18 protein-coding genes and 1 pseudogene are annotated in these 15,829 nt (G+C 39.8%); all 19 read left to right on the top strand.

Annotation, left to right across the window (positions count from 1 at the left end; all coding sequences use genetic code 11):
• Positions 1-7 precede the first annotated feature (7 nt).
• The 19 genes and pseudogenes from xerC to fliL all read left to right on the top strand — a co-directional run bounded on the left by xerC (position 8) and on the right by fliL (position 15,795).
• Entirely contained in the window at positions 8-910 is a 903-nt protein-coding gene (gene xerC / locus AC3ISB_RS08210) for a tyrosine recombinase XerC (protein WP_098371028.1), read from the top strand.
• Positions 911-930: 20 nt separating this feature from the next.
• Positions 931-1,458 carry an HslVU peptidase proteolytic subunit gene (hslV, locus tag AC3ISB_RS08215; protein ID WP_057278409.1) on the top strand — a complete coding sequence of 176 codons (528 nt, stop codon included), beginning with the start codon at positions 931-933 and terminating at the stop codon, positions 1,456-1,458.
• A gap of 12 nt (positions 1,459-1,470) precedes the next feature.
• A complete protein-coding gene (hslU, locus tag AC3ISB_RS08220) occupies positions 1,471-2,880 on the top strand; it encodes an ATP-dependent protease ATPase subunit HslU (RefSeq protein ID WP_489275997.1) in 1,410 nt (469 codons plus the stop codon).
• A gap of 92 nt (positions 2,881-2,972) precedes the next feature.
• Complete coding sequence (gene codY / locus AC3ISB_RS08225) at positions 2,973-3,752, top strand: GTP-sensing pleiotropic transcriptional regulator CodY (protein WP_057278408.1); 780 nt, start codon at positions 2,973-2,975, stop codon at positions 3,750-3,752.
• Positions 3,753-4,508: 756 nt separating this feature from the next.
• Positions 4,509-4,904, top strand: a complete 396-nt coding sequence (flgB, locus tag AC3ISB_RS08230) for a flagellar basal body rod protein FlgB (protein WP_480339127.1) — start codon at positions 4,509-4,511, stop codon at positions 4,902-4,904.
• Complete coding sequence (flgC, locus tag AC3ISB_RS08235; protein WP_141992182.1) at positions 4,904-5,362, top strand: flagellar basal body rod protein FlgC; 459 nt, start codon at positions 4,904-4,906, stop codon at positions 5,360-5,362. Before flgB ends, flgC begins: the two co-directional genes overlap by 1 nt.
• Before the next feature lie 23 nt (positions 5,363-5,385).
• Positions 5,386-5,694 (top strand): flagellar hook-basal body complex protein FliE, encoded by a 309-nt coding sequence (fliE, locus tag AC3ISB_RS08240; RefSeq protein WP_141992181.1) that lies wholly within the window; start codon positions 5,386-5,388, stop codon positions 5,692-5,694.
• A gap of 91 nt (positions 5,695-5,785) precedes the next feature.
• Positions 5,786-7,384 (top strand): flagellar basal-body MS-ring/collar protein FliF, encoded by a 1,599-nt coding sequence (fliF, locus tag AC3ISB_RS08245; RefSeq protein ID WP_430098104.1) that lies wholly within the window; start codon positions 5,786-5,788, stop codon positions 7,382-7,384.
• A gap of 13 nt (positions 7,385-7,397) precedes the next feature.
• Positions 7,398-8,417, top strand: coding sequence for a flagellar motor switch protein FliG (gene fliG, locus AC3ISB_RS08250; protein WP_489275998.1), 1,020 nt, complete (start codon positions 7,398-7,400; stop codon positions 8,415-8,417).
• Positions 8,410-9,174: a flagellar assembly protein FliH gene (gene fliH, locus AC3ISB_RS08255; RefSeq protein ID WP_489276000.1), complete on the top strand. Its 765-nt coding sequence runs from the start codon at positions 8,410-8,412 to the stop codon at positions 9,172-9,174. Before fliG ends, fliH begins: the two co-directional genes overlap by 8 nt.
• 2 nt (positions 9,175-9,176) lie before the next feature.
• Positions 9,177-10,496, top strand: coding sequence for a flagellar protein export ATPase FliI (gene fliI / locus AC3ISB_RS08260; protein WP_480339125.1), 1,320 nt, complete (start codon positions 9,177-9,179; stop codon positions 10,494-10,496).
• A 2-nt stretch (positions 10,497-10,498) separates the two neighbouring features.
• The gene (fliJ, locus tag AC3ISB_RS08265; protein WP_141992176.1) at positions 10,499-10,945 is read left to right on the top strand and encodes a flagellar export protein FliJ; all 447 of its coding nucleotides are present in this window, start codon (positions 10,499-10,501) and stop codon (positions 10,943-10,945) included.
• Between the two features lie 4 nt (positions 10,946-10,949).
• The gene (locus AC3ISB_RS08270) at positions 10,950-11,567 is read left to right on the top strand and encodes a MotE family protein (protein WP_480339124.1); all 618 of its coding nucleotides are present in this window, start codon (positions 10,950-10,952) and stop codon (positions 11,565-11,567) included.
• 25 nt (positions 11,568-11,592) lie between these two features.
• Entirely contained in the window at positions 11,593-12,894 is a 1,302-nt protein-coding gene (locus tag AC3ISB_RS08275) for a flagellar hook-length control protein FliK (protein ID WP_480339123.1), read from the top strand.
• 8 nt (positions 12,895-12,902) lie between these two features.
• A complete protein-coding gene (gene flgD / locus AC3ISB_RS08280) occupies positions 12,903-13,538 on the top strand; it encodes a flagellar hook assembly protein FlgD (RefSeq protein ID WP_489276003.1) in 636 nt (211 codons plus the stop codon).
• Between the two features lie 122 nt (positions 13,539-13,660).
• Positions 13,661-13,768: pseudogene (locus AC3ISB_RS08285) on the top strand (TIGR02530 family flagellar biosynthesis protein); the annotation flags it as partial.
• Between the two features lie 72 nt (positions 13,769-13,840).
• Positions 13,841-15,106, top strand: coding sequence for a flagellar hook protein FlgE (locus AC3ISB_RS08290; RefSeq protein WP_489276005.1), 1,266 nt, complete (start codon positions 13,841-13,843; stop codon positions 15,104-15,106).
• A gap of 48 nt (positions 15,107-15,154) precedes the next feature.
• A complete protein-coding gene (locus tag AC3ISB_RS08295; protein ID WP_098371378.1) occupies positions 15,155-15,370 on the top strand; it encodes a flagellar FlbD family protein in 216 nt (71 codons plus the stop codon).
• Complete coding sequence (fliL, locus tag AC3ISB_RS08300; protein ID WP_098371013.1) at positions 15,367-15,795, top strand: flagellar basal body-associated protein FliL; 429 nt, start codon at positions 15,367-15,369, stop codon at positions 15,793-15,795. Before AC3ISB_RS08295 ends, fliL begins: the two co-directional genes overlap by 4 nt.
• Positions 15,796-15,829: the final 34 nt, after the last annotated feature.

Here is a 15,829-nt window from a genome sequence, read left to right on the forward strand (position 1 = left end):
TGTTTCCATGATTAATCAAAAAAAGGCATTATCATCCTTCATCGAATATTTACAGATTGAAAAAAACAGTTCACAATACACCATTGAAAATTACAAACGTGATATTCACGAATTTTTTCTGTTCCTTAATGAACAGGGCATTGAGGATATCACGTCCGTTGAATATTTTGATGTCCGGTTATATTTAACGAATTTATATGAGAAAAACCTTTCTAAGCGCACTGTAGCAAGAAAAACATCTTGCTTGCGGAGCCTTTATAGATTTTTACTACGTGAAGGTGATGTGAAAGATAATCCTTTTTCTTTGGCTTCTTTACCTAAAAAGGATCAAAGACTGCCGCGTTTTCTTTATGAGAAGGAAATGAATCAGTTGTTTTCTTCTTTAAAGAAGGATTCACCGATAGGAATAAGGAACAATGCCTTACTGGAATTATTGTATGCTACAGGAATTCGTGTAAGTGAATGTTGTGAGATTAAACTGCAGGATATCGATCTTTCCTTAGGGACGGTACTGATCCATGGAAAAGGAAAAAAGGATCGCTACGTTCCGGTTGGTAGCTATGCACAGGAAGCGATAGATTTATACATACGTACAGCCAGGATGGAATTGACTTCGTCTGACGCCAAGGCGCATGTTTATTTATTTGTTAATTTTCGTGGAGACCCTCTGACACCTAGGGGAGTTCGCTATATATTGAATGAATTGATTAAAAAGTCAGCCGCAGATGGAAGTCTTCATCCCCATATGCTAAGGCATTCGTTTGCTACACACCTATTGAATAATGGGGCGGACATTCGCACGGTTCAAGAATTGCTTGGTCATTCTAAAATTTCATCAACGCAAGTGTATACGCATGTTACAAAAGACCAATTGAAAAAAGTCTACAATGCATCACATCCGCGGCCTTAAATGTTGAAAGGGGACACTTTATGACAACGATATTTGCAGTGCATCATAAAGGTGAATGTGCCATGTCCGGTGATGGGCAGGTTACTTTAGGAAATTCAGTAGTGATGAAGCATACGGCGAGGAAAGTAAGAAAAATCTTTAATGGTAATGTCCTTGCAGGTTTTGCAGGTTCCGTTGCAGATGCATTCACTTTATTTGAGATGTTCGAAGCTAAACTTGAAGAGTATAATGGCAATCTTCAGCGCGCTGCCGTCGAAATGGCAAAGCAATGGAGAAGTGACAATGTATTGAGAAAGCTGGAAGCCATGCTAGTCGTGATGGATAAGAACCATTTGCTGCTCGTTTCGGGCACCGGGGAAGTAATTGAACCGGATGACGGGATTCTCGCCATAGGATCGGGTGGGAATTATGCACTGGCTGCCGGCAGGGCATTAATGCGGTTTTCCAGTGACCAATTATCGGCAAAGGAAATCGCCCAATCATCTTTACAAATTGCAGCGGAAATTTGTGTATTTACGAATACGAATATAATCGTGGAAGAGTTGTAAGGAGGAGCGCAAATGTCAAAAAAAGCTAATTTAACACCGAGGCAAATCGTTGAAAAACTGGATCAGTATATCGTAGGGCAGCGTGAGGCAAAACGGGCAGTGGCAGTGGCTTTTCGGAATCGCTACCGACGTTCCCTTCTCTCGGATCAACTTCGTGATGAAGTCGTTCCGAAGAATATATTAATGATTGGACCGACAGGCGTTGGGAAAACAGAAATAGCTCGGAGAATGGCTAAATTGGTAGGTGCTCCTTTTGTAAAAGTTGAAGCAACGAAATTTACGGAAGTCGGGTATGTCGGCCGGGATGTTGAGTCGATGGTTCGTGATTTGGTGGAGACTTCCGTCCGCCTCGTGAAGGAAGAAAAGATGGCCAGCGTAAAGGAGCGGGCAGAAGAAAATGCAAATCGCCGCTTAATAGAACTTTTAGTGCCATCAACAAAAAAACAGAGTAATTTCAAGAATCCTCTTGAAGTCTTTTTTGGAGGCAATAACAATCAAGACGAACAGGATTCTGAAGAAAATTCCGAAGATTTAAGTTTGCAGGAAAAAAGAAAAACCGTCGCTGAAAAGCTGGCTAACGGTGAGTTAGAAAGTGAAATGATAACGGTCGAAGTGGAAGAACAGGCTGCTTCGATGTTTGATATGCTCCAAGGTTCGGGAATGGAACAAATGGGGATGAACATGCAGGACGCTTTAGGAAGCTTGATGCCGAAAAAAAGCAAGAAGCGCAAATTGAAAGTAAGTGAAGCAAGAACCGTTTTAACAAATGAAGAGGCGGCAAAATTGATTGATATGGATGAAGTCACTTCCGATGCAGTATACGGGGCTGAGCAAAATGGGATTATCTTCATCGATGAAATAGATAAAATTGCCAGTAAGCAATCTGGAAGTTCATCAGCGGATGTATCAAGAGAGGGTGTCCAAAGGGATATCCTGCCAATTGTTGAAGGTTCGACAGTAGTGACTAAATATGGTTCAGTTAAAACGGATCATGTCTTATTCATTGCTGCAGGGGCCTTTCACATGGCTAAGCCATCCGACCTTATCCCTGAATTACAAGGTAGATTCCCAATTCGTGTAGAATTGAACAAACTGACTGTAGATGACTTTGTACGGATTCTTCATGAACCGGATAATGCCTTGTTAAAACAATATGTTGCTTTATTAGAAACTGAAGGTATAGAAATTGAATTTTCTGACGATGCTGTTCGTAAGATAGCTGAAGTGGCCTTCGAAGTAAATCAAAACACAGACAATATTGGTGCAAGAAGACTTCATACCATTTTGGAACGGTTGCTTGAAGACTTATCTTTTGAAGCTCCGGAAATAACGATGGAGAAGATTACAATTACGCCCCAATATGTCGAAGGTAAGCTTGGTTCTATCGCCCGGAACAAAGATTTAAGCCAGTTTATCCTTTAATTAAGAAACAATCTTGGCAATGAACATAAAATTACGGAAATACAACTTCATAGTTATTGTGAACCATGGTATTTTTAGGAGGAACAAATCAAATGAACTTATTAGCAAAAACAAGAAAAATCAATGCAATGCTCCAAAAAGCAGCAGGTAAAGCAGTTAACTTCAAGGAAATGGCTGAAAGTTTAAGTGAAGTTATCGAAGCGAATGTATTCGTCGTCAGCCGCCGCGGGAAATTACTTGGCATAGCGGTAAGTCAGCAAATTGAAAACGAACGCATGTACAAAATGTTGGAAGATAAACAATTCCCTGAAGAGTACACAAAAAACCTGTTCAATATTCCTGAAACCTCTTCGAATCTTGATATCGAAAGCGAATATACTGCTTTCCCAGTCGAAAACAAAGAGCTTTTCGCAACTGGATTAACGACGATCGTACCGATTATGGGTGGGGGAGAACGTTTAGGAACATTGGTTCTTGCCCGATTACAAGAAAAATTTCATGATGATGATTTAATTTTGGCTGAATATGGTGCGACAGTAGTCGGTATGGAAATCCTGCGTGAAAAATCAGAAGAGATAGAAGAAGAAGCTCGTAGTAAAGCTGTTGTTCAAATGGCAATTTCCTCGTTATCTTACAGCGAATTGGAAGCTATTGAGCACATTTTTGAGGAGCTTAAAGGTAATGAAGGTCTGCTTGTAGCATCCAAAATTGCAGACCGTGTCGGCATCACCCGTTCCGTTATCGTAAATGCTCTACGGAAACTGGAAAGTGCCGGAGTCATTGAATCCCGCTCACTAGGAATGAAAGGTACTTATATCAAAGTATTGAACGATAAATTCCTTCTTGAATTAGAAAAGCTTAAAAATAATTAACATACTAAAAAAGCAGTCCTTTAAAAAGGGCTGCTTTTTTTTGTGGTATTTGGATCTGTTGCTTTCTGGGACTAATAAGCAAAAGCGGGTGAATGTCAGGGGGAGAAAGGAAAAAGAGGTAATTCGAATTAAATGGAAATATGAATATAGGCTTGGTTTCTATTAGAATTGAAAAAATAGTTGAATTTTTCTTAAAAAGAGGAATTATATTATTATAACTGTTGCAATAGTGAAAAAGGAACGTTGTTATAACTTTTAGATTGCTAAAACTCTATGGATAACGGGTTTAAGCTATTAGGGAATTTTGTCGAATAAATCAGCGTTTTGAAAAAAACGTTTTTTTCAAAAAAAGAAAAAAGGCAGTAAGCCTTTGTTTTCTTATAAATCCTTTATTTTAAAGGGTGAAATCAACTAAATTGAAATAATCAATTGAAAGTAAATGTGAAAATTAGTTCTAAAGTATCAGGTATATAGGTTTGTTTTTCGATATGATATAAAAGCTAATAGAAGTAAACTTTGGTTAATATGTAGAATATCATATTAAAATGTAATATTACGTAATATTAACCCTGTAATCATACTAATAAAAACGACAAACTTGAACAAGTTATGACAAATTTCGACGATAATAGGTCTAAAGTCTATGTGTTGTTTATGGACATAGTTATAATGTTTCTTTAAAATTAAAAACGTAATGTACTGGGTTAATTTATTGATAATGTAATTATTTGTAAATTATAGAAAGAGGTGATCGATGTGGATTTATTTTCAAATACTTTTCAATCACTAGAAAATGCCCTTAATTATTCCAATGTAAAACAAAAAGTCATTTCACAGAACATAGCCAACTCGGATACGCCTAATTATAAAGCCAAAGAGGTCAACAAAACACAATCCTTTAAGGCAGAGCTGGAATCTTACCTGGAGTCATATCGTACCGATGAACGGCATTTTACTTTCAAGTCAGAGGGGAGTCATACTTCTCAGGTCGTGATGCAGAAAAATGTCCGATATAACAATAATGGAAATAGCGTGGACGTTGATAAGGAAATGACGGAGCTTGCAGCCAATCAGATTTATTATAATGCAGTAACCGACAGGCTTTCAGGTAAGTTTCAATCATTGCAGAATGTAATTAGAGGAGGTAAGTGATGGGAATCTTCCAAAGTATAAACATGACCGGATCCAGCCTGACGAGCCAAAGGGTAAGGATGGATGTAATCTCTGCTAATATGGCTAATGCTGATACGACCAGGGCGGAATATGACGCGGAATCGAAAACATGGAAGCCGTATACAAGAAAATCGGTTGTGCTGCAAAGTAAGGAAAATGGTTTTTCAAGTTTCTTAAACGCAGCATCCCAAAAAACGAGCGAAGTAGGGAATGGAGTGAAGGTGACTGGAATAGTAAAAGATAAAACACCTTTTGAACTGGATTACAATCCCGAACATCCTGATGCCAATGAAGATGGTTATGTTGAAATGCCAAATGTCGACCCGCTTCGGGAGATGGTTGATTTAATGAGTGTCACACGTTCATACGAAGCAAATGTGACAGTTTTAAATGCATCAAAGGGAATGATGATGAAAGCTTTGGAAATTGGAAAATAAAAGTTTGAAAGGAGATTGTTGATATGGAGGGGATTTCTCTTTCTACAGTGAACAATGCAAGTAATGTATTGAAAAAAGATCAAAACAATACTAATACACCATACGAAGCACACCGAAATTTTGCGTCGGTATTAAAAGAATCAATTAATAAAGTCAACGAAACACAAGTGGCATCTGATGATCTTACAACCAAATTGGTTAATGGAGAGGATGTTGAGCTACATTCGGTGATGATAGCTTCACAAAAAGCCAGCGTTACCATGCAGGCTACATTAGAGGTTCGGAATAAGGTTGTGGAAGCCTACCAGGAAATGATGAGAATGAGTATATAGCATTTATTTTTTAACCTCATTATATAGAGAAAAATGACCAGGGGGAAAAAATCCCCCAATCATAAATTCATAGACTGACCGGGGGATTTAAATGAATGAAGTACTAGTGAATTTTAAAAACAAAATAACTGCTTATTGGACGGGCCGCAGTAAAAAACAAAAATTCATGATGATTGGTTCAGCAGCATTAATTATCACCATCATTACGGCAGTTTCAATTTTAACCACGCGTACGACGCTGGTGCCCTTATATTCCAACTTAACTCCATCGGAAACGGGGAGCATTAAAGAAAATTTAGACAGTCAAGGGATTATGAATGAAGTTTCTGAAAATGGAACGACCATAAAAGTTCCAGAAGAAAAACTGGATTCTCTTAAAGTGGAACTGGCAGCAGAAGGAATTCCGGAATCTGGCAGTATCGACTATTCCTTTTTTAGTCAAAGTGCTGGTATCGGAATGACTGAAAATGAATTCAATGTCATTAAACTGGACTCGATGCAAACGGAATTGGCCAGTTTAATAAAAAAGATTGATGGAGTAGAAGATGCCAGTGTTATGATCACTCTTCCTGATAAAGGAGTTTTTGTCAGTGATTCAGCTGGGGAAGCTTCAGCATCCATTGTATTGAATACGAAGCCCGGCTATAAATTTGAAGAAAGTCAAATCAATTCCCTTTATCATCTTGTCTCAAAAAGTGTTCCGAATCTCCCTACAGATAATATCGTCATTATGAACCAAGAGTTTGAGTACTTCGATCTTGAAAATGAAAATTCTTCTTTCGCGTCCGCATTTGCCACCCAAAATGAAATAAAAAAAGAAATAGAACGTGATATTCAAAGACAGGTGCAAAATATGCTTGGAACGATTATGGGGAGAGACAAAGTGGTTGTTTCAGTCACGACAGACATTGATTTTACTCAAGAAAATCGGGAAGAGAATTTAGTTGAACCGGTCGATGAAGAAAATATGGCTGGAATTGAGATTTCTGCGCAAAGGATCAATGAATCGTATAGTGGGGACGCAGCGGGTGCAGGAGGCGTTCCGCAAAGTGAGGATTCCTCAGATTCATTGGGATCCAGTTACGTTGAAGGCACTAACGGATCCGGTGATTATGAAAAAGTGGATGAAACGATAAATAGTGAAGTGAACCGAATCAAGAAAGAAATAGTCGAAAGCCCATATAAAGTTAAGGATTTAGGTATTCAGGTCATGGTCGAACCGCCCACCGCTGACGATCCGAATTCTTTATCTCAACAGAGTGTGGAGGATATTACACAAATCCTTGGTACGATAATACGCACGACAATCGAGAAAAAAGCTGAAGGGGAAGAACTGACGGACGAGGAGCTTAATAATAAAATTGCGATTTCCGTCCAGCCGTTTAACGGGAAAATGACGTTGCAAAAAGGTGAAACGAATCCTTCGTTACCAATATGGGCATACATCGTAGGCGGAGTGCTAATACTTGCCATTATCATTCTCTTAATCTTATTCCTCCGATCCCGAAAGCAAGCTGAAATGGAAGAGGAGTACGTGGTTGAAGAGGAAGAAGTCGTATTCGATGTTCCGGATTTGAACAAAGAGAAGGAAACGGAAGCATCTTTAAAAAGAAAACAACTGGAGAAGCTTGCAAAAGAAAAGCCAGATGAATTTGCAAAATTATTAAGAAGCTGGATAGCAGAAGACTAGGAGGCTTAAGAAAGTGACAGATAGAAAAAAAAAGGCCGGATTGACTGGCAAACAGAAAGCTGCCATCCTCCTTATTTCCTTAGGCCCGGATGTTTCTGCATCCGTATATAAGCATCTTTCTGAAGAGGAAATTGAGAGATTGACCCTTGAAATTTCGGGAGTGAGAAAAGTGGACTCCCATGATAAAGAAGAAATTCTGGAAGAATTCCATAATATTGCTTTAGCACAGGATTATATCTCGCAGGGCGGGATAGGATATGCGAAGCAGGTACTTGAAAAGGCATTAGGTACTGATCAGGCAACCGCCATCATTAACCGTTTAACATCATCCTTGCAGGTTCGGCCATTCGACTTTGCACGAAAGGCAGATCCTGGACAGATCCTGAATTTCATACAGAACGAGCATCCGCAGACCATTGCATTAATCTTGTCTTATCTTGATCCCACACAGGCTGGACAAATATTGTCTGAACTTCCGCAAGAGGTGCAGGCTGATATTGCAAGAAGGATTGCTTTAATGGATAGCACTTCTCCGGAAATCATCAATGAAGTGGAGCAAATACTCGAAAGGAAACTTTCTGCGACTGTAACCCAAGATTATACACAGACAGGTGGAGTGGAAGCTGTAGTAGATGTGTTGAATGGTGTTGACCGCTCAACGGAAAGAACGATTTTGGAGGCACTTGAAATCCAAGATCCGGAGCTTGCTGAGGAAATCAAGAAACGAATGTTTGTTTTTGAAGATATCGTTACCCTTGATGGCAGAGCGGTTCAGCGAGTAGTCAGGGAATCTGAAAACGAAGATCTTAAACTTTCTCTTAAAGTGGCTAGTGATGAAGTGAAGGAAATCGTTTTCAAAAACATGTCAAAACGTATGGTTGAAACCTTCCAGGAAGAAATGGAATATATGGGGCCAGTACGATTGCGTGATGTAGAAGAAGCACAATCAAGAATTGTTGCCGTCATTCGGCACCTGGAAGAAACTGGAGATATCGTGATTGCCCGCGGCGGAGGGGATGATATCATTGTCTAGGATTATCAAATCCCAGCAGGCTAACCAGGAGAAAAGCAAAAAGATTGCAATAAAAGTTCGCCCTTTCGACTTTCTTCAAAATGATGATGCAGCTGAGCGGAAAAACCTTCATTATATTCAATCTGATGAATTTCTCAATGATGCTAAACAGGAAGCGGAAACGTTATTGCTCGAAGCTAAACAAAAAGCCCAAGCAATTACTGCTGAAATCCAGCAAGACCGTGAACAATGGGAGAATCAAGAAAAAGCAATGTTTATTGAACAAGCTCAAAAAGAAGGGTATCAGCAGGGAGTCGAAGATGGGATCCAAAAGGGTTATAACGAGATTGCAGCGGAAATAGCCTTCGCAAAAGAAGTGGTAGAGTCCTCTAAAAAAGATTATCGGCACAATATCGAATCATCTGAAACCGTTATTCTGAATCTTGCCCTGAAGGTGGCAGAGAAAATTATCGGGCAACAGTTTGAAAAAGATGAAGAGTCTTTTTTATCCATAGTCAAAAGAGCCATCAAAGAGGTGAGGGATTACCGTGAAGTGCAATTGCATATCCATCCGATCCAATATCAATCGATTCTTTCTCATAAAGATGAGTTGATGGCAATCTTTCCGAAAGATACTGAGTTGTATATCTTTCCGGATGATGAGCTTGAAGCAGGCAGCTGTATCATCGAATCGGAAAACGGAAGGATGGACGCCAGTGTCGACAGTCAGCTGAAGGAAATAAAAGTGAAACTAACTGAATTGCTGGAAGGGGAGTAAAGATGAAAACTAGAGACCTTTTGCCCTTAGTTGATGAAGTTGATCCATTCAAACACTATGGACGGGTCAAATGTGTCGTGGGGCTAATGATAGAATCTCAAGGCCCTGAAAGCTCTGTAGGTGATGTTTGTTATATCTATACAGGTATACAAAAAAAGAAAAATCGAATCTTAGCTGAAGTTGTCGGTTTCCGTGATGAAATGGTTATTTTAATGCCATTTACAGCAGTTAGTGATATTGCACCGGGTTGTATCGTGGAAGGGAGCGGACGGAGCCTTGAGATAAAGGTGGGAAGCGGGCTAATTGGCAAAGTAGTCGATCCATTGGGACATCCCATTGATGACTCACTGCTTCCAAAAGGTCTCGCGACAATTTCTGTGGATCAAGATCCGCCGAATCCGATGAAACGACCTCCCATTAATGAACCGATAGATGTAGGAGTTCGGGTGATTGATAGTTTATTAACAGTTGGAAAAGGACAGCGTGTTGGTATCTTTGCAGGGAGCGGTGTCGGGAAAAGCACGTTGCTTGGTATGGTAGCAAGGAATACGACGGCTGACTTAAACGTAATCGGTCTTATTGGAGAACGCGGCCGTGAAGTTCGAGAATTCATTGAGAAAGATCTTGGACCAGAAGGGCTGGCACGATCAATCGTTGTAGTGGCGACATCTGACCAGCCAGCGTTGATGAGGATAAAGGGTGCTTTGACGGCAACTGCCATCGCGGAGTATTTTCGTGATAAGGGATTGAATGTGATGCTGATGATGGATTCGGTCACGAGGGTTGCGATGGCCCAGAGGGAAATTGGGCTTGCTATCGGGGAACCGCCGACGACCAAAGGGTATACGCCATCCGTTTTTGCCATCCTTCCAAGGTTACTCGAAAGAACGGGAACAAATCAGTTGGGGACCATTACAGCTTTTTATACGGTACTAGTCGACGGTGATGATATGAATGAACCGATTGCTGATGCTGTCAGGGGAATTTTGGATGGTCACTTCATCCTAGACCGTAACTTGGCCAATAAAGGACAGTTTCCAGCGCTCAATGTATTAAAGTGCATTAGTCGTGTCATGAACAATATTGTTGGTGACAAGCATAAAAATGCCGCAGAAAAATTGCGGGCAAGTTTATCGACCTATATGGAGTCGGAAGATTTGATTAATATAGGAGCTTATAAGAAGGGTTCTTCCAAACAAATTGATAACTCGATTACACGCTATCCGGAAATCATTTCATTTTTGAAGCAAGGAACCCATGAAAAAGCTTCCAAAGATAATAGTATCAACGCCCTTGTCGAATTGATGGAGAAAGGTGATTAATAATGATTTATCAATATAAATTCGAGAAGATCCTGACCATCAAAGAAAAAGAAAAAACCGATGCACTAGCTAAATATAATGCTGCTTTAAAAAAATTTGAAGAAGTGGCAGAAAAGTTATATAAGCTTTTAAAGAAAAAAGAAGAGTTGCTTGAGTTTCAACAGGAAAAGCTGCGAAATGGATTATCCGTTCAGGAAATTCGTCATCATCAGTTATTTATGGACAACTTGGAAAAACTCTTAAGCCACTGTCAACAGGAAGTCATTGAAGCGCGATATAAGATGAATAATCAACGGGATATATTAATGGAAAGAAATATTGAGGTTAAAAAGTACGAGAAATTGAAAGAAAATGGTTTTCTTAAATTCCTCGATGTCATTAAGGAAGCTGAGAACAAACAAATGGATGAAATATCTATCCGGCAATTCTTAAGCAAAGGCGTAAGGTGATGGAATGCGTAAAAAAAGTGAATCTAATGGATTGGAAGAATTGGAAGAAAGCAAGATAAGTAAGTTTCAATGGTTTCTTGTCATCTTCATTCCATTAATCTTTGCGGTAACTGTAGCGTTGATCGTTTTTACAGTTGCAGGGGTGAATGTAGTGGAAAAGGCAAAGGAAATGTCTGCGAAAATACCCTTCATTGAATCGGATCAAAAGGATGAAGAGAAGGGGAAGCCAGCCAAGAATGATGAGAAAGTTTCCATGAAACTCGAAAAATTAGAAACCGAGATTGAAAACAAGGAAAAAGAGATAGAAAAGCTTGAGGGCATCATTGATACACGTGACAAGGCCATTGCAAAGGCAGAAGCGGAAAAACAGCAGCTTCAAACAGAAATGAATCAATTTAGGGATAGTCAGAATAATAGTAAACAAGCGTTTAAAGATATAATCCGTACTTATGAAACTATGGCTCCCAAGAAGGCTGCACCTATCATTATGGAAATGAATGATGAAGATGCATTGGAGATTCTCTCAAGTATGAAAGCAGTCACTTTAGCTAAGGTTTTGGAGCAAATGAATACGGCTGATGCTGCAAGGTTAACGAAGAAACTAACGGAACAAAGTTCTTAAGTGGAAAGAGTGAGAAGGTGAATATATGAATTCAGCGATTAATTCTTTACTTCCCTTGGCATCATTAGGTCTAAAGGTACCAGTTAAGCCAAATCAGCAAACTGATTCAGAGTTTGGTTCAGTCCTTCAATCAGCCATTGGGACAGAACCTCCCATTCCATCGGATATAGGCGCCATCACCGAAGGACGAATGTCTGTAATAAAGGATTTGCTTGGTTTTTTGAAACTTGAAAGGCTAAGTGAAACAGGGGAAGAGAGAGTTGCCGAAGCCCCTTCTGTAAATCAACAAGACCACAACCTTATTTTACAGGTCCTAAAAAATGTAGGCGGAAATGATGAGGGTGCCTTTGATGATTTCTTTGGGAGCATCGAGGATCTGGATTTAGAACAAGAAGTGGATGACTTCAGCCTGAATCCACAAAGTTTGTTATCAGCCAATGTCATGGATCTGTATACCATCCTGAAAAAAATTACTGTTTTGAGCGAAGAAAAATGGCATGACCCCTCATTATCCGGTGTGGTGAATCTTTTGAAGCTGGTGAAAATTCAAGATCTTCTCTCGGAAAATAAGGATATGACCCTAGATGAAGCGGCCATCCAGAAACAAATGAAACACCTGCTTGAAGGGTTAACGGGAAAGTTGGAGAGATGGCTGTCCAATCAGTCAAAAGCAGAACCTGATCAATCCTACACTCTGGAGAAAGGGCAAACTAAAACATTAGAAACATTGAAAAGTGCATTCTCGCAATTATCCGGGAGTGACAAGGGAAATAAAGACGGGACAGTAAGCAGCGGTGTGACTTTGCAAAGTCCGGATAGTGGTAAACATCAAGGGACTGGTATGCCTTTTCTCATGACAAAGCTGGAGCAATTCGTCTTGGCAGCTCCCAAAGGTGAGCAAACTGTCAGTCAAGAAGAGTTTGTTAAACAATTTGAAAATATTTTGAGTAAGGCGAACTTTAGCGGAACTAACGGTGTAAATAAACTTTTGATCAGAGTGACTCCTGAACATTTAGGGTCCCTAAGAATCGAGTTGATTCAAAAGGATGGTATGCTGTCAGCCAAGATTATGGCCTCTACTGCTCAGGCCAAAGATATGCTGGAGAATCAGATTCATGGCTTAAAACAAGCCTTTAGCGGACAAAACATTCAAATTGAAAGAATTGAAATATCACAGGCCTTCAATGCTTTTAACTCTGAGAAATTCAGCCATAAAGATGCTGATGAACATAATGAACAACAGGAGAGTAAGGAAGAAAGCAATGATGAAACGGAAAGCGAGTTTACGGGATCCCTTGCCGATGCTCTGTTAAATCTGGAAGTGTAGGTGAAAAAATGACGACCATCGATACGTCACTATTATTATCAAAATCTCAAACTGAAAACAGAAAAACTGGGGATGCATTGGGAAAGGATGATTTCTTGAAATTGTTGCTTACCCAGCTTCAAAATCAAGATCCGTCAAGTCCGATGGACAATACGGAATTTATCGCCCAAATGGCCACTTTTTCTTCTCTCGAACAGATGATGAATATGGGAGTCCAAATGGAAGAAATAATCGGGATCAATCAACAAAATAGTTTAATGAACTATAACTCTTTTGTCGGTAAGGAAGTCACTTGGCACAAATTGGATGAAGGCGATGATGACCTTGCGATAGAAGAAGGGAAAGGCATCGTTAAATCGATCCAATATAAGGGTGATGGTGTTTATTTTCTTTTAGAAGATGGCACAAAGCTTGAACCCGCAAATATTTCAGCAATGAAACAACCAAGTTCCACGTCGAATAGCTTGACGGCGGCAAGTGAATTAATAGGCAAGCGTGTTTCCTGGATGGACGATAAAAATGGTGAGTCGTCTGCTGTCGTAATCTCGATATCCATGAGTAATGGCAAGCTGGAAATTGAAGTGGATGATGAAAACAACACCAAGTTATCATCAGAGCAATTGATAAAAATCGCTGAAGCTTAAGGGACGGGAATATGAATGAACTTGGTTTTCAAACAAATTCCGCTCAGCTTTAGCCACAACCTCATTGGCTTAATGCTTTTGAAAGTCTTGCTGGATCATCTGCCTTTGCCTTAACGGTAATTTTGTTAGTAAGCACGAAAAACAACAAGGTCATCACGGTCATGGACAGGGATGAAGCAACATCACAAATCTTCACGAACATAAATGGAACCATAATTTTAGATAAATAGGCTGGACCTGGAATAGGGAGCCTCGACTGTGGCATGACGGAAGCAGTCGATATATGAAAGGGGAGCTTTTACATGCTTCGTTCAATGTATTCGGGAATAAGCGGATTAAAAAACTTACAAACAAAATTGGATGTAATCGGTAATAACGTCGCCAATGTCAATACATATGGTTTCAAAAAAAGCCGTGTGACATTCAGCGATGCGATGAACCAAACGGTATCTGGTGCAAGTGCAGCAACAGCCAATAAAGGCGGAACCAATTCTAAACAAATTGGATTGGGCTCCACGATAGCTACAATCGATACGATCCATACACAGTCAAGCCTGCAAACCACCGGCCGCGATCTTGATTTAGGAATATCTGGTGATGGCTATTTTGTCGTCAAGCAAGGCGATTCTCTTTCATATACACGTGCAGGAAACTTTTATCTGGATGATAACGGTACACTTGTCAACGCGAATGGGTTGAAAGTACAGGCTTACAAGGTTGATGAAAACGGTAAACGATCAAAAACGATTGGCGACGTTGCTGTTAACGTCAATGCGATTTTACCTGCCATTGCCACTACTAAAATATCAGTAAGTGGAAATCTAGCTGCTGACGCAATTGATGGTACCGTATTTAGCCAGCAAATGAAAGTTGTGGATGAAAATGGTAAAGAACAAACGGCAAATATTTATTTTCAAAAAAACGGTGATGATAAATGGGAGCTTTTTGATGAAGAACCTGCTGCTTTGGGAGATACATCAACAACTAAACCAAAACCGTTCACTTCGGTGAATTTCGATGCAAATGGTCAGATAGTGGCAGCTGATAAAACCCAGTCAGGTCAAACCATTAACATTTCAAGCGGCAAAGAGGATGACTCGGATACAGCAGTTGATGAAAGCGTGCAAAAAGTTAATTTGGATTTTGATTTCTCGAACCTTACTCAAGTTAAAGGTTCCACTACAGCTCTTGTCAATCCAGATGGTAATAAAGAAGGAAAACTGGAAAGCTTTAATATTGGCGCATCAGGGGAAATAAATGGCGTTTATTCCAACGGTCTGATCACAACCTTAGGCCAACTGGCCGTCGCCAAGTTCTCCAATGCATCAGGCTTGACGAAAACGGGTGGTAACACTTTTCAGGAATCAATCAATTCAGGTACTGCAAACATCAATATCGCAGGTGAGGGGCGTGGTGTGATTGCATCAGGTTCATTGGAAATGTCCAATGTGGATTTATCCGAAGAGTTTACTGAAATGATCGTTGCACAACGTGGTTTCCAGTCGAACTCCAGGATCATCACGACGTCGGATGAAATTTTACAGGAATTGGTTAACTTAAAACGATAGGTTAAGGGAGGGAGGAGCCAGGTGCTTTTGCTCTGGCTCCTAAATATCATTATCAAAGTCACAAGGCTCAATGGAAAATGCTTTCATATCAATGCATTGTACATAGACACAGTCGAGTCATTGCCAGATACGACCATTACTTTTACAAATGGTAAGAAAATCGTTGTGCTAGAGAAGGAAGAGGAACTGGTTGGAGCTATTATACAATTTTACCGTACCGTTAATATTCTCGGTCTTCGTAAGGATGTGGAGGAAAGTTCATGAAAAAAAACCTAATGACTATTATGTTGATTATACTCGTGGCTATAACGCTTGTAGGTGTCATAGCGGTCGTGGTTGTGACAAAGTTATCTGATCCCACATCTGCCGAAGATAAACCTAGCATTGACGAAATTGTCAAATCATCCGTTGAGATTCCTGAAATTACTACGAATCTTGCCGGCAATGATTATATCAAAATCTCATTTATGTTCCAAACTGAAAGCAAAAAAGCGAAAGAAGAGTTGGAAAAAAGAAATTTTCAAGTGAAAAATATAATTATTACCGAACTATCCGAAATGAAAGCGGAAGAGTTAACCGGTAAAAAAGGCAAGGAAAAGCTTCAAGAAGCTTTAAAAACTAGAATGAATGAATTAATGGAAGAAGGAAAAGTTGAAAAGGTTTATATTACTTCCTCGATTCTGCAATAAGAACATCCTTGCTTCATTAAATAAGAAGGGGAAG

The organism is Peribacillus sp. GL_122, assembly GCF_057835005.1.